This window comes from Paenibacillus harenae (genome assembly GCF_030812415.1).
GTDB classification, from domain to species: Bacteria; Bacillota; Bacilli; order Paenibacillales; family Paenibacillaceae; genus Pristimantibacillus; species Pristimantibacillus harenae_A.
This window is the reverse complement of record NZ_JAUSST010000001.1, coordinates 143860-167375: the sequence shown is the minus strand read 5'-3', so window position 1 is coordinate 167375 and position 23516 is coordinate 143860. Positions and strand designations below refer to the sequence as shown.

Sequence of the window (23516 nt, the reverse complement as noted above, 5' to 3'; positions counted from 1 at the left end):
ATCGGTGGCAAAATTTGAATATCGTTTCCCAGAGCTCGGCGAAGGATTGCACGAAGGCGAAATCATTAAAGTGCATATCAAAGTCGGCGACACGGTAACTGATGAAGATATTATTATGGAAGTCCAGAACGACAAGGCGATCGTTGAAGTCCCTTGTCCGGTTAACGGCAAAGTAACGGAAGTTCTAATGAAGGACGGCCAAGTATGCCATGTTGGCGAGGTTGTTGCTATTATCGACGCAGAAGGCGACTTGCCTGAGCAAGCAGCTCCTGCAGCGGAAGCGCCTAAGGCAGAAGCGGCACCGGCAGCTGCGCCAGCACCAGCCCCAGCAGTACAAGCGGCACCGGCAGCTGCTCCATCTGTAGCAGCACCGAAAGCGACTGGCGGTCTTGTGCTTGCAACGCCAAGCGTGCGCAAGTTCGCTCGCGAGCAAGGCGTGGACCTGACGCAAGTTAGCGGCACTGGCAAGAACGGACGCATTACACGCGAAGACGTTACTGGATTCGGAGGCGCAGCGGCAGCTCCTGCAGCAGCAACGGACGCGGCGGCACCTGCAGAACAAGCAAGCGCAGCAGCACCTAAGAGCGAAGCGAAAGCAGCTCCTACGGCAGCTGGCACGGCTTACCGTCCAGAAGAACGCGTACCGTTCAAAGGCATCCGCAAAGCTATTGCGAACGCCATGGTGAAATCGGTATACACGGCTCCTCATGTAACGATCATGGATGAAGTAGACGTTACCGAGCTTGTTGCACTCCGTGCAAAATATAAGCCTTACGCAGAGAAAAAAGGCTCGAAGCTTACGTACTTGCCGTTCATCGTGAAGGCGCTCGTGGCAGCATGCCGCCAGTTCCCGATCATGAACGCTACGCTTGACGAAGCTAATCAAGAAATCGTTCTGCGCAAATATTACAACATCGGTATCGCAACGGATACGGACAACGGCTTGATCGTTCCCGTTATCGAAGACGCGGACCGCAAAAATATTTTCATGGTAGCCGACGCTATTCGTGACCTGGCTGTTCGCGGCCGCGACGGCAAGCTTAGCGCAAACGAGCTTAGAGGCAGCACCATCTCGATCTCCAATATCGGTTCGGCGGGCGGCATGTTCTTCACGCCGGTCATCAACTTCCCTGAAGTCGCGATTCTTGGCACAGGCCGTATCACTGAGAAGCCGGTCGTACGTAACGGCGAGATCGTAGCGGCTCCAGTCATGGCATTGTCGCTCAGCTTCGACCACCGTCTCATCGACGGCGCAACGGCACAAAACTTTATGAACTACATCAAACAGCTTCTGGGTCAACCCGAACTGTTCATTATGGAGGTATAAGACATGGTAGTTGGAGATGCTTCCCTAGATATTGACACTCTAGTCATCGGCGCGGGCCCCGGCGGTTACGTAGCGGCAATTCGTGCCGCTCAGCTTGGCCAAAACGTCTTAATCGTGGATAAAGAATATGTAGGCGGCGTATGCTTGAATGTAGGCTGCATTCCGTCGAAGGCGCTTATTTCCGCGGCGCATCAATATGAGTCGATCAGCCACGCTTCCGCATTCGGTATCGAAGCGGGCGAGGCAAAGGTTAACTTCAGCAAAGTGCAAGAATTCAAAAACGGCGTCGTCAAAAAATTGACCGGCGGCGTAGCATCGCTCTTGAAAGCGAACAAAGTTCAATACTTCCAAGGCGAAGTGATGTTCATTAACGAAAACGAAGCTCGCGTATTCAACGATCAGGAAGCGCCGCGCTACCGTTTCAAGAACTGTGTCATCGCTACAGGTTCGCGTCCAATCGAACTGAAAGCATTCCCGTTCAGCGGCCGCATCGTGTCGTCGACGGGCGCATTGTCTCTGCCTGAAATTCCGAAGAGCCTCGTCGTTATCGGCGGCGGCTACATCGGTATCGAGCTTGGACAAATGTACTCCAAGTTCGGCACGAAAGTAACGGTTATCGAAGGCTCCGACTCGATCCTTCCGGGCTTCGACAAAGATATGTCTTCGATCGTTGCGAAGAAACTGAAAAGCACGAATGTTGACATCGTTACCGGCGCTCAAGCGAAGAGCGCCGAACAAACCGACAAAGACGTTACGGTCACTTACACAGTAGGCGACAAAGAAGAGAAAGTAACGGCTGATTACTTGCTCGTAACGGTTGGCCGTCGTCCGAATACGGATGGCGAGCTTGGCCTTGACCTGATCAACCTGAAGATGTCCGACCGCGGTCTTGTCGAGGTTGACGAACAATGCCGTACGAGCATCCCGCACATCTATGCAATCGGCGATATTATCGCTGGCCCTGCGCTTGCTCACAAAGCGATGTACGAAGGTCGCGTAGCAGCCGAGGCAATCTCAGGTCTGCCTAGCGTCATCGATTATAAATGCGTACCTGCCGTATGCTTCTCCGATCCGGAATGCGCAAGCGTTGGCCTAAGCGAGAAAGAAGCAAAGGACAAAGGCCATAACGTTAAAATGGGCAAATTCCCGTTTGCTATCAACGGCCGCGCTATATCGCTAAACGCTACCGAGGGTTTCGTGAAGCTCGTATCCGATGCGGACTCCGGCCTTGTGCTTGGCGCACAAATAATCGGTCTCGAAGCTTCCAACATGATTGCCGAGCTTGCTCTGGCTATCGAGATGGGCGCTACTCTTGAAGACATCGCGCTTACGATTCACGCGCATCCAACGCTTGGCGAGATCGTCCTTGACGCTGCCGAAGTGGCGCTTGGTCATCCGATCCATACGTTCATTAAAAAATAAGCAATTTTGACGATGCTCATTCGCAATAATAGAGGTCACGCGGCAAGCTCCTGCCGTCGGGGCCTCTTTGCGCTTTAAAGGCCCGATACGAACGCTAGAAGGGATGGGATCGGCAATGGAACCAGCTACGAGGAAAGCAAGTGAATCCCGAACGATCATGACGCAGCTTATTTTTCCGCTTGACACGAACCATCATGAGACGATGTTCGGCGGCAAGCTCATGGAGTATATGGATAAGGTGGCGGCCATCTCGGCGATGCGACATGCCCGAAAGCAGGTAGTGACCGCCTCGACCGACAGTCTCGACTTCTTGGCGCCGATTCGGGTGGGAGAGGTTATCGAGGTTGAAGCTTTCGTTACGTGGACGCATCGCAGCTCCATGGAAATATACGTAACGGTCGAATCGGAAAATTTGTACACCGGCGAGCGCCGGAAGACGGTGACCGCATTCTTCAACTTCGTTGCGCTTGGGGCGGACGGCAAGCCCTCGCCCGTTCCTGCCGTCGTTCCGGAGTTGGAGGAGGAGCGCAGTCTGCATGCTTCCGCCCCGGAACGTCACCAACTGCGTCGCAAACGAAAGCAGGACAGGGATCGCAATTAATGTTATAATATATGTTATTTTGTTTATTTCTGTTGGGTTCAATAGAGGGGGGCGAATCGGGATGAGCAACAACGAGCAAGCCTATCTGAAGCTGCTTAGGGATGTGCTGGCCAGCGGTACGAAGAAGGAAGACCGTACGGGAACAGGCACGATTTCAACCTTCGGCTACCAGATGCGTTTCGACTTGCGTGAAGGCTTTCCGTTAATGACGACGAAACGAGTTCCGTTCCGATTAATCGCGAGCGAGCTTTTATGGTTTATAAAGGGCGATACGAACATCCGTTATTTGCTGCAGAACAACAATAATATTTGGAACGAATGGGCGTTCAAGAGATGGATAGAGAGCAGCGCTTATACAGGTCCTGATATGAAGAACTTCGGTTTGCGCTCGCAGACGGATGAAGCGTTCAATGCGTTATACGAAGAGCAGATGGAGGTTTTCAAGCGTAACGTTCTTGAAGACGATGCATTCGCTGCTGCGTTCGGCGAGCTCGGCGACGTATATGGCAAGCAATGGCGCCAATGGAAGACGACGCAAGGAGAGACGATCGACCAATTGAAGGATGTTATCGACACGATCAAGCGCAATCCCGATTCCAGAAGGTTGATCGTATCGGCGTGGAATCCGGAGGACATTCCGAGTATGGCGCTGCCGCCTTGCCATACGATGTTCCAATTCTATGTGGCTGAAGGCAAGCTGTCTTGCCAGCTGTATCAACGCAGCGCGGATATTTTCCTGGGCATTCCGTTCAATATCGCCAGCTATGCCTTGCTGACGCATATGATTGCCCATGAATGCGGCCTTGAGGTCGGCGAGTTCATTCATACGCTTGGCGATGCCCATATTTACAGCAATCATATCGAGCAGATCGAGCTGCAGCTAAGCCGCGAACCATTCGATCTGCCGCGGCTTAGCTTGAATCCGGACAAGAAATCGATTTTTGATTTCGAAGTGGCCGATTTGAAGATCGAAGGCTACAATCCGCATGCGCCGATCAAGGCTCCTGTAGCCGTCTAATCGTCGATTAGAGCGGCAATAGCGTATTTCACGAGAGAGAGGGGCGGCTGCGCGATGTCTATTACTTTAATTGCGGCCATGGATCGCAACCGTGCGATCGGCATTGAGAACCGCATGCCATGGCGCCTGAAGGCGGAGATGGCCTATTTTACGGCCAACACGACGGGCAAGACGGTATTAATGGGAAGAAAGACGTTCGACTCGATCGGCAAGCCGCTTAAGAACCGCAAAAACGTTATTTTAACGCGCCAAATCGGTTACGAGCAGGAAGGCTGCGAGATTGTTCATTCCATTGAGCAAGCTTTGGAGCGGTATCGAAACGATGAACTGATGATTATGGGCGGCGCCGATATTTACGAGCAATTCCTCCCCTTTGCGGACAAGCTGCTGCTTACCGATGTAGAGGCCGAGATCGAGGGGGCGGACGCCTATTTCCCGGCTGTCGATGAAACGGAGTGGGATTTGATCAGAGGCGAACATAAGCTGAGAGATGAGCATAACACGTATAACTTCACATTTTGTACCTATTTACGCAAGATGTAGCCATTATAAGCGAGATTCTGTATACTTTTGACGAACGTTATGTAAGATAGTGCAAATGATTGTGCGTATAATCCATTAACCTCCTTGTGACAGGAATGCTAGGATGTTTTACAATAGTATATAGGCACTTTGCAAAGTTTGTGGTTGAATATTTGATGGATTCCCGATATAGTTTTAAAGAGATTGTTAGTATGGTAAACGGAAATTTGGATGGAGGAAATGCGATCATGTCTACACCTACTGGTTTTATGGAATATCAACGCGAATTGCCGGCCGATCGCGACCCGCTGGAGCGCATTAAGGATTGGCAGGAATTTCATAAGCATTTCTCGGATGAGCAACTGAAGACGCAAGGCGCGCGTTGCATGGATTGCGGCACGCCTTATTGTCATACGGGAATGGAACTGGCTGGCTCCGTGTCGGGCTGCCCGGTTAACAACCTCATTCCGGAGTGGAATAATCTCATTTACCGTGGTCTATGGCGCGAAGCGCTTGACCGCCTGCACAAAACGAACAATTTCCCCGAGTTTACAGGCCGCGTATGTCCTGCGCCTTGCGAGGGTTCCTGTACAGTCGGCTTAATTGGCGACCCTGTAACGATTAAGACGATCGAACAAGCTATTATCGACCGCGGCTTCGAGGAAGGCTGGGTCGTACCGCAGCCTCCGAAGGTTCGTACGGGTAAACGGGTAGCCGTTGTCGGTTCCGGCCCTGCCGGAATGGCGACTGCCGCCCAATTGAACAAAGCCGGTCATACGGTAACGGTATACGAGCGAGCAGACCGCATCGGCGGATTGCTCACGTACGGTATCCCTACCATGAAGCTTGAGAAGCATATCGTTCAACGCCGCGTCGACTTGATGGAAGCGGAAGGCGTTGAGTTCGTAACGAACACGGAGATCGGCAAAGATATTACGGCGAACGAGCTTGTCGAGAACTTCGACGCCGTCGTATTATGCGGCGGTTCGACTCGCGCTCGCGATGTAGAGATCGAAGGACGCGACCTGAACGGCGTTCATATGGCCATGGACTACTTGAACGGCACGATCAAGAGCTACCTCGATTCGAATCTGGAAGACGGCAACTATATTTCGGCGAAAGACAAGGATGTTATCGTTATCGGCGGCGGCGATACAGGTACGGACTGCGTGGCAACTGCGCTTCGTCACGGCTGCAAGTCGGTAACGCAATTCGGTACGCATGCGAAAGCACCGCTTGAGCGCGATACGATCAACAACCCTTGGCCGCAGTTCCCGAACGTCTACACGCTTGATTACGCTCAAGAGGAAGCGAAAGCGTTGTACGGCGAAGATCCGCGCGCATTCTCCGTACTGACGAAGAAATTCGTCGGCGACGAGAATGGCAACTTGAAAGAGCTTCACACCGTTCAAATCGAGCGTACGGTCGACGAGACGGGCCGCAAGATTTATAGCGAGATTCCAGGCACGGAGAAAGTATGGCCTGCCGATCTCGTATTCATCGCTGTCGGCTTCGAAGGCCCTGAGAAACCGGTAATCGAGCAGCTCGGCCTTGAGCAAGACCGTCGTACGAACGTTAAAGCCGCTTACGGAAAATACAAAACAAACGTGGACAAAGTGTTCGCTGCCGGCGATATGCGCCGTGGCCAAAGCTTGGTCGTATGGGCAATCAACGAGGGTCGCGAAGCGGCTCGAGAGGTTGACAAATATTTGATGGGATCGTCGATGCTTCCTTAAGTAAAGATGCCGACGATATAAGGAATAGAGATGAGCGCCTTCGGGCGCTTTTTTCTCGTAATAGGAATCCTAGGGCACGATTAATTTGTTAGAATGCGGAGGAATTGATGTGATTAAATATGGACTTGACCGAGTGACGGAGCTTCGCTTTCGGGCGATTAAGCCATCCATCGAACGACGTGATCATCAGTGGATGGACATCACGCTTCGCTTTGAGCTTGAAGCCGATACGCCCGTTCCCGATGATCTGATCGACTTTACGGCGCTCGTCATCTGCACGCATAGCGGAGCGATTGCACAGATCGTGCCTCAGGATGAAGGCTGCGATTGCGAATACCAATTCACAGTAGGCGAGAAGGAGCAAATCACGAATTTCGTTATGCTGCCTCATATTCAAGAGCAAATTCATAAACTAAGCTCCCTATCGTAAGGAAAGTTGTGGTAAAATCGGTATAGTTGATGCGAAGGAGCGATTAACGATGCCGGCCGAAGAAGCACTGGTTCTTTCTCCGTCTGATGTTAGAAACATTCGCAGCTATGTTCAACATAAGTATGCCTCAATGCCGCAGGAGCAACGGGCGGAGATTGTTGCCGATGCCGTTACTCGCATTATACATAAGCAATTGCCTGCTTTCGAAGAGTCGGTTAAACGACAAATTACTTCGGAATTAATTCGGAGCGCCGTTATGGAGCAAGGGCGGCCCGTAAGGGCTGACGATATTTTCGGCGCTTGCTTGTCCCTGGATCGGAGTATAGCTGCTATCGCAGCACCTTTCCATGCATGGATTGAACGTCAACTGCAGATTCAATGCGAATCCGATGTAATGGGCCGTCTGCTGGACAGGCTTGCCGAATCAGATGGAGAGACGAGCGGGCGGCAAGTCAGCTTATGGTCTTTGCTTCGAGCGCAGCTTGCCTCGCAACCGGTAAAGTTCCTGCAAGACACGGCGTCAACCCGATCTGCGGAGGTCGTAACGCTTCCAAATGCAGCATACGAGCTGCTGAAGACGAAGTTCCAACGCCGAAATCTGATGTATTTGTCGCTTTGCGCCATGTTGGTTGTTGCGACCGTCTTGCACGCTTGGTCATTGTCGAGGCCGGCGGCAGGTCAGATGCAGCCACCAATTGCAATGAAGCCGGTACAGAAGGTCGAGATTGCGGCAGGCGGATTGCCGATGGAACTGCGTTATACATCTATCGACGAGGACAAGCTCATCAGCTATCTTGAGACCAAATCTTCGGTGCTTGCGGAACAACCTTACTTCGACGCCATTATCGATGCAGCTCATGCGTTCGATATCCACCCGATTCTGCTGTTCGCCATTACAGGGCAGGAGCAGGCTTTCGTTCCAAGTACCAAAAAGCAGGCTGGCGAGATAGCAAACAATCCTTTTAATGTGTTCCATAGCTGGAAGGAATACAATACGACGATCCATGATTCGGCAGAGATTGCAGCCAGAACGATCTTCAATCTAAGCAAGGACAGACCGGCGGATGCCGATGCGTTCACTTGGATTAACCGCAAATATGCGGAAGATCCACACTGGTCGGATGGCGTGCGTTCGATATTCGGCGCAATTGCCGCTTACGTCGGGGAGAAATAAATCAATAACTTTTAGATGCCATTATAGATGGTTATTCAGGAATGAACCTGATTCGGATGATGGTCCGATCAGGTTTTTTCCATGAAAATAGGAGTCCTGAGGATAGCGACAGCCATTAATGCTTCCGTGTCGTCCATTCCCTTTTTGACCGGATGTCTGTAAAATGGGTAACAAAGAATGATCGTAATGAAGGAGCGATTCTGTATTGAAGACGTTAATTATTGCGGAGAAACCCGATATGGGAAGAAATATAGCGGCCGCAATAGATCCTAAAGCGAAAAATCACCGTTCCTACATAGAAGGGGAGCATTATATTATAACGTGGGCGATCGGTCATCTCATCGGGCTTGCCGAGCCGGATGCCTATGACGATCGGTATAAGAAATGGAATATCAACGATCTTCCTATCATTCCTGATAAGTTCAAGCTTATTCCGAACCGAAAAACGATGGATCAGCTTAAGGTGATCGCAGACCTGGCGAAACGCAGCGATAGACTCGTCAATTCCTGCGACGCAGGGAGGGAAGGCCAATACATCTTCTCGCTCATTCAGCGCCATCTGAAGCTATCCCAGCCGGTAAAGAGGCTCTGGATATCGGACTTGACCCCGGAGACGATTAGGAAGGGTTTCGAGGAGCTAAGAGAAGGTTCGGAATACGATAACTTGACCAAGGCCGCCACGGCGCGCAGCGAAGCCGATTGGCTGATCGGAATGAACGGCTCGCGGGCGTTCACGACAAAGCATAATGTGCTGTTGTCCGTTGGGCGCGTGCAGACGCCGGTGCTCGCTCTGATTTATGATCGGCAGAAGCAGATCGAGGCGTTCTCATCGTTGAAGTTTTTCGAGTTGGAGGGACACTTCGCCCAAGGCGATATGACATATCGCGGCATGTGGCAAGGCGAACGGATGACCGATAAGGAGAAGGCCGACGCATTAGCCGCCAAGGTGAAGGGAAAGGATGGACGAATCGCCTCTTACGAGGTGAAGGACACGAAGGAATACCCGAACAAGTTGTACGACTTGACGCTGCTGCAGCGCGAAGCGAACGGCAAATACGGCTTCTCGGCGAAGAAGACGCTTGACGTCGCGCAGGCGCTCTATGAGAAGCATAAAGTGATCTCGTATCCGAGGACGAATTCCAACTATGTGACCGAGCAGAACATTCCGGAAATGCACAAAACGTTAAACGCGCTCCAAGGCACGGCTTACGATGAGTTCGTGAAAGGCGCAAACCGCGGGTTAGTCCATAAAGGGAATAAATTTATTTGCAATCCTTCCAGAGTTGAAGATCATCATGCCATATTGCCGACCAATCGCAAGGCGAACGGATTGAACCCGGATGAGCAGAAGCTGTACGATTTGGTCGTACGCCGGTTTCTGTCCCAGTTCTATCCGGCTGCCGAGTATAAGGTGCATACTGTCATAACGGAAGTCGAAGGCGAAAGCTTCAAGACGACGGTGAAAGAGCTGCTAAGTCTGGGCTGGAAAGTGATTTATGCCGATCAAAAGAAGGACAAGCCTAAGGCGACCAAGGGCAAAGAGAAGGAAGACTCGGCCGAGGAAGAGGAAATCGAGGTCAGCGAGCCGTTCTCGATCTTGGCAAGCGAAGGGGTTACTTGCGCGGACGCTATCGTCAAGGAAAAGGATACGCAGCCTCCGAAGCATTATACGGAGGGTACGCTTCTGAAAGCGATGGAGAGCGCGGGCAAGCAGATCGAAGACGATGATGTGCGAGAAGCGATGAAGGATTCAGGTCTTGGCACTCCAGCCACCCGCGCTGCTACGATAGAACGTCTGAAAAACGTCGGTTATGTCGAAATGCAAGGCAAAAAAATACTTATTACGCAAAAAGGTCGTTCGGCCATTGAATTAATACGCGGTGCCGGAATAGAGCTGCTTACTTCGCCGGAAATGACCGGGATGTGGGAGCGACGTTTGAATGAAATCGCAAGAGGGTCGGCTTCAGATCAACAATTCATGGACAATGTGAAGAAATTCGCGACGATGATTGTCGATAAAGTGCGCATACAGTCGAGAGCGAGCAAAAATTTGTTTGAGAGCGAAGCGCCTGCGCAAGGTAAATCGACAAGAGGCAAAGGCAAAGCTGCGGCAGGGGAACGTACCGCTTCCCCTTCAGGCGGCTCACGCGCTCGTTCAACGGGTGCAAAGTCAGCATCTGCACCAACAGGCGGTGTCGCCGTTCAAGCTGCCCCTGCGGCTGCACAGCCGTCTATTATCGGTGTCTGTCCGAGTGCTGGATGCGGCGGTTCGATTTTTATGGGGCGGAAGGGTTATGGGTGCTCGCATTATAAGGAAGGATGCAAGTTCGTTATCTGGAAGGAAAGCTATGGTCGAAGTTTGACCGACGGGCAAGTCAAGTCGCTGATCGAGAAAGGCAAAACGGCGAAGCTGAAGGTGACGCTTCAGGATGGCACGCAGACGGAAGGCCGAATCGTATTGAGAAACGAAACGACCGGAGAGCTTGCGATCGAATAAAGCAATAGAGGCCGTTGGTCAGGAGGAATGCTTCCTAACCGCACGGCCTCTTCGTATTCGGGATGCTAGCGTCCAATATAGCGGTGAATCGTATCCGGCACGTCTTTAAGCTGATCGAGCGTAAAGAACGCGCCCTTCGGCTCAACCTCTATATTGATGATGTTATACTGCCATTCAGACTTGGCTTTCATATGGATCGCATGTATGCCTGCCGTAAGAGCCGGCACAACGTCCGTGCGAATTGAATTGCCAATCATCCACGTCCGGCTGCGATCGAAGGGACCTTCAGCCAATATGTTCTCCAATGCTTCGCTATTCTTCAATCGGCGTATGTAGATGCGCGAATCGAAATAACGCTCCAATTGAAGCTTCTCAATCTTACGGCGCTGGATGAGGATCTCGCCCCCTGTATACAGATGAAGCTCATGACCGGTATTAGCCAGTTCATATAGCGTTTGCTCCATGTTCGGGTAAGGCTCATTGTCATGCTCGTACACGCTTAGCCCGAGCTTCCACAGCAAGTCTTCTTCCGTCTTCGAACGTTTCCGCCCTGTTACGGTAGAGAAATGGGCATAAGTGTCAACGAACGATTGCGGGAAATGCTCGCTCTTGAAACCGAACACCGCGACGCCGGCAATATCGATCTCGGTCTGCTTGTCTCGAATAGCATCGGCTGTTATGTCGTTGTAGCCTTGAAACCAGGTTGTCATCGCATCGACGAACTGATCGACGACCAAGTAAAAGTACTTGTTGCAGTGAATAAGCGTATCGTCCAGGTCGAACATAATTTGCTGCTTCATAGAGAGCGACTCCTTTGTAGGGCGATTGGCTGCTGTATGACCAATCTACCGCAACGAAGACGCAGAGTCAATGTAACGGCCGTTTACGCTTGCACAGTTCGATTCACATACATATTAAACAAAATTCACATAATGATACTGGAGGTGATAAGCATGCCATTCAACAAAAGCAACAAGACTGAGAACCAGCAAAATCATTCCAGCTTCCGTGAACAAACGGTAACATTGAAATCGGAGAAGTTCGCCAAGAGACCGCCGAGCATGAACGGTATTAATAAGCAGTTGCCTTAGTAAAGATTGTAATGACTCGCGAGAAGGAGAGGGCAAGCGTGCCTCTCCAGCCGCGTAACGTATGGGTGCGATTAAGCGTATTTGAGCTGCGAGGCAGTTAGCTGATTCTTAATGAAAGCGATCCGTCTGCGTACATAGAAATCCAGGCTGTCGCCCTTCAAGTCTCTCGGAGCGATCACCTCCTCTGCGTTATTGTCGATAATGACGAGCCGTCCGTCCGCGTAGAACTTAAAGGTTAGGTCGCGATAGGGGCGTCCTTTCTCTACATAACGGTAATTTTCGCATTGTTTTTTCATGATGATCGATCCTCCTTAAATGATTTAACATTTACACGCAAGATAGAACGTTTGTTCTTATTTTCATTATACCAAACATTTGTTCGTATGGAAACTATTTTTTGTTTCCCGTAAACTAGATTTATAGATACGATTGAGGCAAGCAGAAGGAGCGCGAGAAATGTTAAGAATTCAGCGTTTGACGAAACAAATTCCAGGCGGACCTAAGGTGCTTGACCAAGTAAGCTTCGAGGCGCAGCCCGGTGATTTTATAGCGATCAAAGGAAGCAGCGGCAGCGGCAAGTCCATGCTGCTCAAATGCTTGTCGCTACAAGAAAGTTGGACGGAAGGCTCGTATTATTTCGACGGAGCCGAAGTGTTCAAGCAAGGCATCATGGCGAAACGTAAAGTGCGCCAGCAGGTTGCCTACCTTGAAGAGAAGCCGTTCTTGTTCCCGACGAAGACAGGCCTTAAGAACGTCATCATTGGCTCGGTATCGCAAACGCCTGCTTGGCGGCGGTGGACGGGCATGGTTCGCAACGACGATTACATGGGTGCGATGGATATGATCGAGAAGCGCGGCTTGATCGACAAGGCGCATCAGAAGGCGAGTACGCTAAGCGGCGGCGAGCGCCAGCGGATGGCTGTCGCAAGAGCGCTTGTCCATGGCGCGAAAGTGATTGCGGCGGATGAGCCGGTAACCGGACTTGATCCTCATACGGCAGATCAGGTTTTATCTGATTTGAAAGCGCTTTGCCGCGATCAGGGGGTAATCGTCATTGCCGTTCTTAGTCAAGGCGATTGGGCGGAACGGTTCGCGGACCGCATTATCGGTCTGAATGCCGGGAAGCTTGTGCTTGACGTGAAGGGTCGCAGGCTGACTGAAAGAGAGAAGCAGTTGCTGTGATCGGAATAGAATTGCGGACAATTGCCCCGGAGGAGCTGCCCGAAGCCATTGCGCTGGAGCTGAGCTGTTATACGCCGGAAGCGGCCGCAACGCTTGAAGGATTTCGACATCGGATACGCTTGTATCCCGAATACTTCTGGTCTGCATGGGCCGACGGCAGACTTGTTGGCATCGTTAACGGCGTTCGTACCTCCCAAGAGGAATGCGGCGACGAGCTTAAAGGCGAGCATGGCGACGACCCTGAAGGCCATAGCTTCTGCGTGCTAACCGTTGCGGTGGATGCGAACAATCGCAGGCGCGGCATTGGAGGCATGCTTCTGCGGAAGCTGATCGGGCAGTGCCGCAGCGCTTATCTGAAGTCTGTCTCCTTAATGTGCGAATCTCATTTGATCGGCTTTTATGAACAGCAAGGCTTCGTCCTACACGGTCAATCGGCTTCCAAACATGGGGGAATCGTCTGGTATGAGATGAGCCTAGACCTGCATACAATGGAGCATCTTACCGAATAGGAAGGTGTTCACAGGCATGGCATTCCAATCACCCGTTGTCGTGCAAACCGCCAAGGCTCATTTTCACAAAGCAGACCTTGCGGTACCGCATATATCCGGAGGCGTCAGCTCGGCGGCTGACAAACGAATCAATGATGCGATCAAGGAATCCGCTCAAAAGCTAGTGGACAGCCAAGGCTCGCTCCAGGAGCCAAACGCCGAGATGATCGGCTACTATGAGCAGAAGACGAACGAGAAAGACGTACTGAGCTTATCGTTATTTAACTACGCCTATACAGGCGGAGCACATGGCCTGACGCTTCAGGATTCGCTGACGTTCAAGCAATCGACAGGGGAGCGATATACGCTCGCTCAATTGTTCAAGCCCGGCAGCGACTACGTGTCGCGCTTAAACGAGATGATCGCCGTACAGATCAAAGAGCGGGATATTGCTCCGATCGAACCGTTCAAGACGATCCGGCCCGACCAAGACTACTATATTGCGGATCGGGCACTCGTTATCTACTTCCAGATTTATGAATTGACGCCGTATGTGTTCGGCTTTCCTTATTTTCCGATATCGTTGTACGATATTCAGGACATTATCAATGAAGAAGGCCCGCTCGGGCAAATGACACCAAATGATTAATCAAAATTAGCGAAACTTTGCGCAGCCGCATCCATACAGGTGTGGCTGTTTGCTTTGCCGTGTCAGCAGCAAAACAAATGCTTGTCCCGTTGGAGCATGTCCGAGGACAAGGTTTCATACATTTAAAGAAGGGGGTGGTCGTTTTGGTTGCCGCATTAATCGGAATGATGCTGGCCGCGGCGGTATTCGCCGTAATCATAGCAGGGGCATTTAAAGCGCAAGCAAGCGTGAAAAATTCGGGTTATCAAAGCATGATCGGCTATGGGGCTTCGACCCAAATGCTGCAGGATAAGCATGAATTGCATCGTTTCGGCATCGCACAGCAGCTTCGCAGGCATCTGGGCGGTATGTCCATCTTCGGTTTGTCTTTTAACGTAATGGCGTTAATCGGCGGAGCAGCATTTTTATACGGACCGGCGTTAAAAGAAGGAGGACCTTCGGTTATCGGCTTCGGCTTTCCGATACTGGCTTTATTGGCGCTTATGGTAAGCGCCTCTTTGGCGGAGCTGTCATCGGCCGTGCCTACAGCCGGAGGAGTCTACCACTGGGCAACGGCCATGGGCGGCCGCAAATGGGGCTGGCGGACAGGCGCCTTCCACGCGGCTGGTCAGCTTGCGACGTTAACGCTAATGAATGCGGCTTGTGCCGGACTTCTCGATGCCTTCCTATCGGCTAGATTACATTACGATCCCTCGCTCGTTACGTTCTGGACGACTGTCGTCGTGCTTACAGTCGCGCAAGCTGCTGTCAATCACTGGGGTACGCCGGTGCTCAAATATGTACTGGCAGGCGGTGTATGGCTTCAATTAATAACTGGCGCTTTAATAGTGGGCGGTTTGGTCTGGCTGTTCTGGCCAGGCAGCTACTCGCCGATCGTATTGTTCCAATTCCAAAATGCGCAGCTAAGCGGAACGGTTAACGCCAGTGCGTTCATCGGCGGTACCTTGCTGCTGCAAAAGCTGTTTATCGGAATGGACGCGGCAAGCCAAGGTGCGGAAGAGACGATTGAACCGCGCGTGCGAGTGCCGTGGGCTATTTATTTATCCACTGCTTATACGTATATCGTCGGATTTGCCGTACTTGCTTTCATGACGCTTACTCTTACGTATACGGCTGAAGGAAATGCAGGAGCGGGTCTGTTCATTAACAGTGCGCTTGCCGGCTGGGGCGGCGCTTGGCTTATAGGTGCCATTGTACTCTTGTCGCTGTGGGTGAGCGGTCTGCAGACGTTAACGGTCTGCTCGAGAGCACTGCTTAGCTTGGCGCGGGACGAGGCGCTTCCGTTAAGCAAATGGTGGACGAAGGTGTCTGAACGGCATCAATCGCCTTCGAGCACGGTATGGCTCAGCGCCGTTCTTGCTATTGCCATACTTGCAGCGGCCCAAGCCATAACAGCATCGGGCTACATTATGCTTCTCGTCTCCTTCAGCGTTATATGCGTACATACTTCCTACGCGATTCCAATAGCCATGAAGCTGCAGCAGGACAATCGGCTTCATTCGGAGCAGCGCGCGCCATGGCATCTTGGAAGATGGAGCAGGGCGGTCAGCTGGATTGCGGTCATATGGCTCGTCGTATCGGCGGCTCTCGCAGCGGGTTATCTCCATCGCTGGGGCGCAATTGGGGCCGCACTCGTCTTGTTGGCAGCGACGACGATGGACTTCAGATACGAGAAGAGACGTCTCGTTAGCGTGCAATCCCGCTCCAAGCGCACTCGCAAAGAACTTTTGCGGATGGAGAAGAAGTTTCCTCTTCAATAAGGCAATTGAAGGAAACAATCGAACGAATATCGAGGAAATAATGGAGGCTAACTTTGGGAAATTTCCCGGGGAAGCGCATGAAGCAACAGAAAGCCAATTCATTCGACATCTCGTTCCGACAGCAGATTCGCCTATATTCGACAATATAAATGCCATTTATTATTAATGGCGTGAAATAAAAGAATGATGTTATCTTTGCCATCTTCTCCCTTCCCCGATTATAATAGGGACTATAGCAATCAGCTTGTGGGAGGGAAAGATCATGTCAATTGATACCGTAGTATCGTTGCCGAGGGTCGTATCGCTAAATGTCGGCATGCCGGTCTCGATGGCTCATGGCTCGAAGGAAGTTGTATCAGGCATTGTGAAGCGCGCATCGGAGCAACCGCACGCTTTGTCGTTTACCGGCTTGGAGGGGGACGGTCAGGGAGACACCGTTCATCACGGCGGGCGCGACAAAGCTATTTGCGCTTATTTCGAACGGAATTTGCCGTATTGGTCGAATAAATACGACCGTACATTCGAAGCTGGCGCATTCGGAGAAAATTTGACGGTATCCGAATGGACGGAGCATGACTTGTGCATTGGCGATATCGTGCAGATCGGCGATGTTGTCGTACAAGTAAGTCAGCCGAGACAGCCATGCTACAAGCTTGGGCTGCGCCATGACTTGCAGGAGCTGCCGCAGGACGTCCAGCTTACAGGGTATACGGGATTTTATTTTCGCGTAATGAAGGAAGGTGTGCTGCAGTCCGGTTCGGAGCTTGTGATCGTGCAGCGCCATCCGGCGGCCATATCGATTGCCGAGGCGAACCGTCTCATGTATATCGATAAAGAGGACGTAGCGGGCTTGCGCGAACTGCTGGCGGTGGAAGAGCTCTCCGTAAGCTGGCAAGAACAGCTTGGCAATCGGCTGCGCCGGCTAGAACAACAAGAAGCTTAATAAGACGCTGCTGCGTGTTTAGCTTTAAGGAGGATCCATGGTGCCTATGGACAGCATAGATTTTGCATCATTTTTGGAGCAATATTCATTCAAGGACGAATGGCGCATCGAGCATAAGGAAAGCGGCATGAACAATACGACCCGGATGGTAACGGCGGGCAACGAACGATTCGTCATGCGAATATACAACAATCATAAGGATAGCGGCATTGTCGCGCTGGAACATGAGATTCTCGATTGGCTTCAGACGAAAGCGCTGCCTTTTCAAGTGCCGCTGCCGATTCATAACGGGAATGGGACTACCCTTACACGTATTGAAGACGGCACGATCGCTTCATTATTCCGTTACATAGAGGGTGAACGGACGGATGCGGCTACCGAACGGCATGTGTACTTGCTTGGACGCGCGGCAGGCGAGTTATCGGCAGCGTTAAGCGATGCGCGTCCTTCTAGACAGCCGCTTTATAGCCCTTATTATGAGTTAGAAGAAACGTATGCGGCAATGGACGAGGAGAGCTTCATAAATCTGAGCGAGCGATCTAATGAACTGCTTGCTAGGCGTGAGTCAATGACGAGGTTAATGAATGAGCGGAGGTATCTGAAGCCGCTAAGCATCCGGATCGCCGAGCTTCCAAAGCAGTGGATTCATGGCGATCTCGTATTCAACAATACGCTTGTTCGGGATGGGGCGATGTCGGGCGTGCTGGACTTCGAATTCTGCACCGTAGACGTACGGGCTATGGAGCTCGCGGTTACGGCTGTCGACATGATCAGGCCAGACCGGGGAGATTTACTTGACCGGATCAAGCTGCTGTTCGCCGGTTATTCCGAGGTCATCAGACTGTCGGATCGCGAGATGGAGCTGCTGCCTGCGATGATGAAGCTAAGGCTGCTTGACGTCGCGCTTCACTTCGCCATTAGGTTCAAAGATGGGCTGGATGCGGACGAAGTGCTATGCGGGATCATCGATCAATCCGTTTACGGCTGTGAATGGGTGGAGAGGCATGCGGATGGGCTGCTTCGCCAGCTTCGAGCATAAGCGTTTATTTTTTAAGCGGAGAGGATGAAACTTTGCATGAGCATGAATGTAAACTTGAACTTGGCAAGGGCACTCGGATATAACGAAGAGGATCGGCTTCTTATTGTGAATGGGGATGACTTTGGTTCCTGCCACTCCGTCAACGTCGGTATTCAGCAGCTGCTGGAGGAAGGCGCAATCAGTTCGGCCACGCTCATGCTGCCATGCGCTTGGGCGCGCGAAGCAGCGCTATGGAGCGCATCTCATCCAGAGCTTAACGTAGGCATTCATTTTACGTTCACAAGCGAGTGGGACGCTTACCGGTGGGGACCTGTGAACCGCAAAGGCGACAGCTCTTCGCTCGTCACGAATGAAGGATATTTTCCGCCGGACTGCATGACGTTCGAGCAACAAGCCGATGAGGAGCAAGTAAGGGCTGAATTGATCGCACAGGTCGAGATGGCGCTGCAGCTTGGCGTCAAACCTACGCATGCCGACAATCATATGGGCAGCCTATACGGACTAACGACAGGACGCAACTTTTTGCCGATCGTGTTCGATGTATGCGCTTCATACGGCCTGCCGTTCCGCTTGCCTCGCTACCTGCTGCAGGAGGACGGCCAGGTTGCGCCTCCCGAGTTGGCGGAGCAAGCGAAGCAGCTCGCCGATTATGCCGCTTCCAAGGGCGTTGTCGTGCTCGATTATTTGCTCGGTTTGCCATTCCGCTTGCAGGACGGGGAGACGTATGACAGCTTCAAAGAGAACATGACAGGCTTGCTCAGAGGGCTTCGCCCCGGCGTAAGCGAGATTATTATTCATCCGTCTGTCGTTACAGAAGAGCTGCGCGCGTATCATTTTCATCCCGAGAAGCGCGGCATGGAGATGGACATTTTCCGCGATCCGGATATATTGCGTACGATAGAGACCGAAGGAATCAAGATGATCCGCTGGAGCGAGCTGCAAGAGCTGCAACATAAACTATCCAGCCAGGCCAGCCAATAAGAAGGAGCTGCGTACATGTCATTCGAATCTGTTAAGCAATTAGCCGAAACGGTAAGAAGCAATATCGGCCGCGTTATTATCGGAAAAGAAGAGGTCATCGATCTGCTGCTGATCGGACTCATCACATCGGGACATGTGCTGCTTGAAGATGTGCCGGGAACGGGGAAGACGCTGCTGGCCAAGTCGCTCGCGAAATCGCTGTCGCTGCAGTTCAAGCGGATTCAATTTACGCCGGACTTATTGCCATCGGACCTTAGCGGCATTCATTTCTATAATCAGAAGCAAAGCGAATTCGAGTTCCGCCCGGGTCCGCTATTCACGAATTTGCTGTTGGCCGATGAGATTAACCGTGCAACGCCGCGTACCCAGTCCAGCCTTCTGGAATGTATGGAGGAGCGCCAAATTAGTATCGATGGAGAAACGAAATGGCTGGAGCGTCCGTTCATGGTTATCGCGACGCAGAATCCTGTCGAGCATCATGGCACGTTCCCGTTGCCGGAAGCGCAGCTCGACCGATTCTTGTTCAAAATTAAGATGGGTTATCCGACAACGGAGGAAGGCATTCGATTGCTTAAGCGGTTCAAGGACAATGATCCGCTTCAGACGCTGGAGCCGGTCGTTACGCAGGCCGCTATCGAGGAGGCGCAGATGACATATGCTGCCGTAACCATTTCGGATGACGTGCTCGGCTATTTGCTTCGTCTTGTCGAGCAGACGAGATCGAGAGAAGAGGTCGCGATCGGCGTCAGTCCCCGCGGCAGCCAAGCGCTCTTGCGCGCTTCGCAGGTTCATGCGATTCTTCGCGGCCGCGATTTCGTGACGCCGGACGATTTGAAGGCAATGGCGAAGCCCGTGCTCGCGCATCGTCTCGCCCTGCGCGGTTTGCAGCGCGGCCATAACCATGCGGAGGCAATCATCGACGACATTATTCGCCAGACTCCCGTGCCGGCGGAAGCCGGCTTAGCCGTTAAGTAGGCGGCAGGCGATGCTATTATTTTGGTTCATCGTTGCCGCTGTTTTCATTCTATTTATACAAAGCCGAATATTTCGCCGTTATGCGCTTAAGCATGTAAGCTATGAACGGCATTTCCAGAAGAAGACAAGTTATCGCGGCGAGCAGGTCGAACTCATCGAGCAGATCTCCAATAGCAAGTGGCTGCCTGTACCATGGCTTCGAGTAGAGTCGCAGTTGTCCGCTTTCCTACGATTCCAACATGTCGACAACTTCGCCGTCAGCAGCGGTCGGCTGTCCCAGAATCACAAAAGCTTCTTCAGCTTCAAGCCTTATACAAAGGTGACGCGAAAGCACCGTTTCACATGCACGAGAAGAGGCTGGTATCGTCTGCAGACCGTAACGCTTACCGGCGGGGATCTGCTCGGGCTCATGAATGAGTCGCGACAGATTCCACTTTCTGGAGAGCTGATCGTCTACCCGAAGCCGGCGCAGGTTCCCGTTCATGAATTGCCCTATCATAGCTGGCATGGCGAGCATTCGGTCAAGCGCTGGATCGTCAGCGATCCATTCGTCAATGCAGGCGTCAGGGACTATCAACCCGGCGACAACTTCAAGCAGGTCAATTGGAAAGCGACGGCGAGGACGGGGAAGCTGCAAGCGCATCAGCTCGATTTCACCGCAGACCGCCGTCTGATGATTTATTTGAACGTGGACGACGCGGAGGGCATGTGGCGTGCGGTCACGAACGAAGCGCTCATCGAGCGGGGAATCGAATGGGCGGCCGGTGCTGCCGAAGCGGTCATTTCGGAGGGAAGCGAGGTTGGCTTCGCGGCGAATATGCCGTTAATCGGGGAAAGGGAAAGCGTTCGCCTGGAGCCGCGGGGCGGTCATGAACAGCTAATGGCGATTTTCGAAAATATGGCCAAGCTGGAGATCGAACGAACGGAGCTATTCGATCGTTTTCTGGAGAACGAGGCGGAACGGGGCGTACGCGATCTCGATATTCTGATCATATCCGCCTATTGGAACGAGTCGCTGGAGCAGGCGGCGGAACATCTGCGTTATAATGGCAACGCCGTCGCGGTATGGCAATTAACAGAACCGTATGACACGAGCGGTACAGAACATACTTGCTCCGAACATGCCGGAATCAAGCAAGCGGAAGAGGTGATCGCTTAATGAATCCGGTTATGCGCACTGGCTCCCTTGCTTCCTTATTCAAAGGCTTCGTTGAGCTGTTGTTCTTCTTACCGCTCGTTCTGACTGCAGCCGTCTATACCCTCTCGGACGAAACCGTCTGGCCGTGGATCGCATCGGTCGGTTTGTGCTACTGGGCGGGATCGGCGATTGTTACGGCAAGGACAATCAAGAGAAGAGTATTCAGATTGCTGCTCGCAGCATGTATTGGAACATTGTTAACCATGTTAAGTTTAGTGCTTTTTGAAAATAAGCTAAGCCCGCTGCCTATCGTCATTTGCTCCTTTATCGGGACTGTTTATGCTTATAGAGGCATGGCATCGATCATGCGCGGCTGGCTAATCTCATTCTCGAATTCCCAGCTGTTAATCGCCGTATGCGTGTATGTAGCCGTACAGCCGCTTAAGCTTTTCTTATTGAAAGAGCTGTCTGCTTATAACGGCTTGTTAATCGGGTGCGGGATTGTTTCCGTTATTCTGTTCTTCTTCATAGCGAACGAGAGACATCTAGGCGCGGAGACGGCAGATACGGGAAGATCGAAGACAACGCTTGCCTTCAAGCGCCAGAACCGGCTATGGATTGCAATTCTGCTCGTATTGATAGCCGTATTAGCGATGTTCAGGCAAATTCAGCACGCGGTCGAACGCTTCATCCGACAAATCATCGATACTATCATGGCGTGGATGAATCGACCTCGGGAGAATGAGATTCAAACCGAGCCTACAAGTGAAGCGCCGCCGCCCGTTTTGCCGCAAACCGAGTCCAAGCCGACGGCCGACTGGGTCGTTATTTTGGAGCAAATCTTGAAAATAGCGGCCACGATTCTCGTTATTGCCGTCGTCTGCGTACTGCTCTACTTCTTAGGAAAGAAGCTGTACCGGCTCGTCCAATCATTCATCTCGAAAATAATGGAGCGAAGCGCCGAACGGCAAAGCGACGAAGCAGATTATACGGACGAAGTCGAAAGCTTGATGTCGTATACGAAGCTGAAAGACCAGTTGAACGGCTCGTTGCAGCGGTTGAGGCCGCGAGGCAAGGATAAAGAACTTGGCTGGAACGATATGTTGTCGAATGGCGAACGCATTCGTTATTTGTACACGAGGCTGCTGCATGGCGGAATGAGGCTCGGTTATTCGGTTGTTCCAAGCTTAACCCCTCGCGAGACGGCTGCCGATATGACGAAGAAAAAACAAAACGTTATCGCATCGGAACAGATGACGTCGCTCATCGAAGCTTATGAAGCCGTTCGTTACGGTGACAAATCGCCGAGCGACGATACGGTAGCCGATCTTAAGCGGAAGCTCGACTTGAAATAGTCTAAACCTTTTCAACGTAAAAAAAGAAATAACGGCGCAGAGCCGTTATTTCTTTTTGTTTTTTATATGGTCAGCGATTTTGTTGCCGTGGTATCGGCCGGATTCGATAAATATTTCATTCGCCTCATGCTTGGACGCTACAACGCCAGCTAGATAAATGCCGGGCACATTCGTCTCCATTGTTTCTTCATTAAAGGTCGGATAACCTTCCGCCTCCATCGTAACGCCTGTCTGCGTCAAGAAGTTGCGGTCGGGGTGGAAGCCGGTGAGCGCCAGCACAAAATCGTTCGGAACGACCTCGGCGCCTTCCGCACCTTGTATCGCAATGTCGTTGTTGCCTATGTTCGTGACCATGGAGCTAAATCGCATTTGAATAAGTCCTTTGGCAACTTTACTCTCGAAGCCAGGCCTTACCCAAGGCTTGATGCTGGAGGAATAGGTTGCGCCGCGATAGACGACTGTCACTTTCGCGCCGACACGCTCGAGCTCCAGTGCGGCATCGATCGCCGAGTTGCTGCCGCCAATGATTGCTACCTGCATGCCGACATAAGGATGCGATTCGCGGAAGAAATGGGTGACCTTATCGAGTTCTTCGCCGGGAATGCCGAGCACGTTCGGATGGTCGAAGTAACCTGTCGCGATAATGACGTAACGGGACCTATAGGTGCGAGGCTCGCCGAACCGATTTTCGCCCTTCAGCACGAACCCGTCCGATTCGCGTTCAACGCTAGTGATTTTCTCGTAGGCTTGAACGCGAACCTGATGCCGCTGCGCCGCAGTGCGGTAATAATGCAGCGCCTCAAGCCTCGAAGGCTTTTCGCTTGCAGTCGTGAACGGAATGCCGCCGATCTCGAGCATCTCAGGCGAGCTAAAAAAATGCATATATGTCGGGTATTGCGAAATAGAATGAACGATATTCCGCTTCTCGATAATAAGCGGGGACATGCCGATTCGCTGCAGCTCGATTGCCGCTGCGAGCCCGCAAGGTCCTGCCCCGATAATAATAGCTTCTTCCTTCTGCATCATATGTAATTCCCCTCCTGTGAAACCTGCCATCATCACTTGTTGTCTATCGACCATTTTACTTTGGGAAAGCTGGTTTATGCAAATTTGGCGTTTGACTCTCTTGTACAGGCAATGGAATATTGTATAATAATGTGTAACCGTTCTTACGTGAGGAGGAGCCAG

23 protein-coding genes are annotated in these 23516 nt (G+C 51.9%); 20 read left to right on the top strand and 3 right to left on the bottom strand.

Going from position 1 to position 23516, the window contains the following annotated elements; translation table 11 throughout:
- Nucleotides 1-4: 4 nt before the first annotated feature.
- The 9 genes from J2T14_RS00740 (at nucleotide 5) to J2T14_RS00700 (ending at nucleotide 10727) form a co-directional block, all read left to right on the top strand.
- The gene (locus J2T14_RS00740; RefSeq protein ID WP_307466802.1) at nucleotides 5-1327 is read left to right on the top strand and encodes a dihydrolipoamide acetyltransferase family protein; all 1323 of its coding nucleotides are present in this window, start codon (nucleotides 5-7) and stop codon (nucleotides 1325-1327) included.
- Nucleotides 1328-1330: 3 nt separating this feature from the next.
- Nucleotides 1331-2749 carry a dihydrolipoyl dehydrogenase gene (gene lpdA, locus J2T14_RS00735; protein WP_307201253.1) on the top strand — a complete coding sequence of 473 codons (1419 nt, stop codon included), beginning with the start codon at nucleotides 1331-1333 and terminating at the stop codon, nucleotides 2747-2749.
- A 115-nt stretch (nucleotides 2750-2864) separates the two neighbouring features.
- Nucleotides 2865-3350, top strand: a complete 486-nt coding sequence (locus J2T14_RS00730) for an acyl-CoA thioesterase (RefSeq protein ID WP_307466800.1) — start codon at nucleotides 2865-2867, stop codon at nucleotides 3348-3350.
- 61 nt (nucleotides 3351-3411) lie between these two features.
- Nucleotides 3412-4368, top strand: a complete 957-nt coding sequence (locus J2T14_RS00725; protein ID WP_307466797.1) for a thymidylate synthase — start codon at nucleotides 3412-3414, stop codon at nucleotides 4366-4368.
- A gap of 54 nt (nucleotides 4369-4422) precedes the next feature.
- Entirely contained in the window at nucleotides 4423-4911 is a 489-nt protein-coding gene (locus J2T14_RS00720) for a dihydrofolate reductase (RefSeq protein WP_307201247.1), read from the top strand.
- Nucleotides 4912-5138: 227 nt separating this feature from the next.
- Nucleotides 5139-6626, top strand: coding sequence for a glutamate synthase subunit beta (locus tag J2T14_RS00715; RefSeq protein ID WP_307201245.1), 1488 nt, complete (start codon nucleotides 5139-5141; stop codon nucleotides 6624-6626).
- 109 nt (nucleotides 6627-6735) lie between these two features.
- Complete coding sequence (locus J2T14_RS00710; protein WP_307201243.1) at nucleotides 6736-7056, top strand: hypothetical protein; 321 nt, start codon at nucleotides 6736-6738, stop codon at nucleotides 7054-7056.
- A 49-nt stretch (nucleotides 7057-7105) separates the two neighbouring features.
- A complete protein-coding gene (locus J2T14_RS00705) occupies nucleotides 7106-8230 on the top strand; it encodes a hypothetical protein (protein ID WP_307466795.1) in 1125 nt (374 codons plus the stop codon).
- 205 nt (nucleotides 8231-8435) lie between these two features.
- On the top strand, nucleotides 8436-10727 hold the full coding sequence (locus J2T14_RS00700) for a type IA DNA topoisomerase (RefSeq protein WP_307466793.1): 2292 nt from the start codon (nucleotides 8436-8438) through the stop codon (nucleotides 10725-10727).
- A 65-nt stretch (nucleotides 10728-10792) separates the two neighbouring features.
- On the opposite strand, the gene J2T14_RS00695 is transcribed toward J2T14_RS00700, so the two are convergent.
- A complete protein-coding gene (locus J2T14_RS00695; protein ID WP_307466788.1) occupies nucleotides 10793-11527 on the bottom strand; it encodes an HAD family hydrolase in 735 nt (244 codons plus the stop codon).
- Nucleotides 11528-11680: 153 nt separating this feature from the next.
- Here J2T14_RS00695 and J2T14_RS00690 point away from each other — a divergent pair, with 153 nt between their 5' ends.
- A complete protein-coding gene (locus tag J2T14_RS00690) occupies nucleotides 11681-11818 on the top strand; it encodes a hypothetical protein (protein WP_307201236.1) in 138 nt (45 codons plus the stop codon).
- Nucleotides 11819-11889: 71 nt separating this feature from the next.
- Here the strand turns inward: J2T14_RS00690 and J2T14_RS00685 are convergent, their stop codons facing one another.
- A complete protein-coding gene (locus J2T14_RS00685) occupies nucleotides 11890-12114 on the bottom strand; it encodes a hypothetical protein (protein WP_307201234.1) in 225 nt (74 codons plus the stop codon).
- 160 nt (nucleotides 12115-12274) lie between these two features.
- Here J2T14_RS00685 and J2T14_RS00680 point away from each other — a divergent pair, with 160 nt between their 5' ends.
- The 10 genes from J2T14_RS00680 (at nucleotide 12275) to J2T14_RS00635 (ending at nucleotide 22328) form a co-directional block, all read left to right on the top strand.
- Nucleotides 12275-13000 (top strand): phosphonate ABC transporter ATP-binding protein, encoded by a 726-nt coding sequence (locus tag J2T14_RS00680; RefSeq protein WP_307466785.1) that lies wholly within the window; start codon nucleotides 12275-12277, stop codon nucleotides 12998-13000.
- On the top strand, nucleotides 12997-13509 hold the full coding sequence (locus tag J2T14_RS00675; RefSeq protein WP_307466782.1) for a GNAT family N-acetyltransferase: 513 nt from the start codon (nucleotides 12997-12999) through the stop codon (nucleotides 13507-13509). Before J2T14_RS00680 ends, J2T14_RS00675 begins: the two co-directional genes overlap by 4 nt.
- A gap of 16 nt (nucleotides 13510-13525) precedes the next feature.
- The gene (locus J2T14_RS00670; RefSeq protein ID WP_307466779.1) at nucleotides 13526-14137 is read left to right on the top strand and encodes a DUF3298 and DUF4163 domain-containing protein; all 612 of its coding nucleotides are present in this window, start codon (nucleotides 13526-13528) and stop codon (nucleotides 14135-14137) included.
- Nucleotides 14138-14280: 143 nt separating this feature from the next.
- Complete coding sequence (locus J2T14_RS00665; protein ID WP_307466772.1) at nucleotides 14281-15897, top strand: amino acid permease; 1617 nt, start codon at nucleotides 14281-14283, stop codon at nucleotides 15895-15897.
- Nucleotides 15898-16159: 262 nt separating this feature from the next.
- Nucleotides 16160-16840 (top strand): MOSC domain-containing protein, encoded by a 681-nt coding sequence (locus J2T14_RS00660; RefSeq protein ID WP_307466769.1) that lies wholly within the window; start codon nucleotides 16160-16162, stop codon nucleotides 16838-16840.
- A gap of 46 nt (nucleotides 16841-16886) precedes the next feature.
- Entirely contained in the window at nucleotides 16887-17879 is a 993-nt protein-coding gene (locus J2T14_RS00655) for a phosphotransferase (protein WP_307466766.1), read from the top strand.
- Between the two features lie 36 nt (nucleotides 17880-17915).
- On the top strand, nucleotides 17916-18860 hold the full coding sequence (locus tag J2T14_RS00650) for a polysaccharide deacetylase family protein (RefSeq protein ID WP_307466763.1): 945 nt from the start codon (nucleotides 17916-17918) through the stop codon (nucleotides 18858-18860).
- 15 nt (nucleotides 18861-18875) lie between these two features.
- Nucleotides 18876-19835: an AAA family ATPase gene (locus tag J2T14_RS00645; RefSeq protein ID WP_307466761.1), complete on the top strand. Its 960-nt coding sequence runs from the start codon at nucleotides 18876-18878 to the stop codon at nucleotides 19833-19835.
- A 10-nt stretch (nucleotides 19836-19845) separates the two neighbouring features.
- A complete protein-coding gene (locus J2T14_RS00640; protein ID WP_307466758.1) occupies nucleotides 19846-20994 on the top strand; it encodes a DUF58 domain-containing protein in 1149 nt (382 codons plus the stop codon).
- Nucleotides 20994-22328: a DUF4129 domain-containing protein gene (locus J2T14_RS00635; RefSeq protein ID WP_307466756.1), complete on the top strand. Its 1335-nt coding sequence runs from the start codon at nucleotides 20994-20996 to the stop codon at nucleotides 22326-22328. Before J2T14_RS00640 ends, J2T14_RS00635 begins: the two co-directional genes overlap by 1 nt.
- A gap of 45 nt (nucleotides 22329-22373) precedes the next feature.
- Here J2T14_RS00635 and J2T14_RS00630 read toward each other — a convergent pair whose 3' ends face one another.
- Nucleotides 22374-23351, bottom strand: a complete 978-nt coding sequence (locus J2T14_RS00630) for a YpdA family putative bacillithiol disulfide reductase (protein WP_307468553.1) — start codon at nucleotides 23349-23351, stop codon at nucleotides 22374-22376.
- Nucleotides 23352-23516 lie beyond the last annotated feature (165 nt).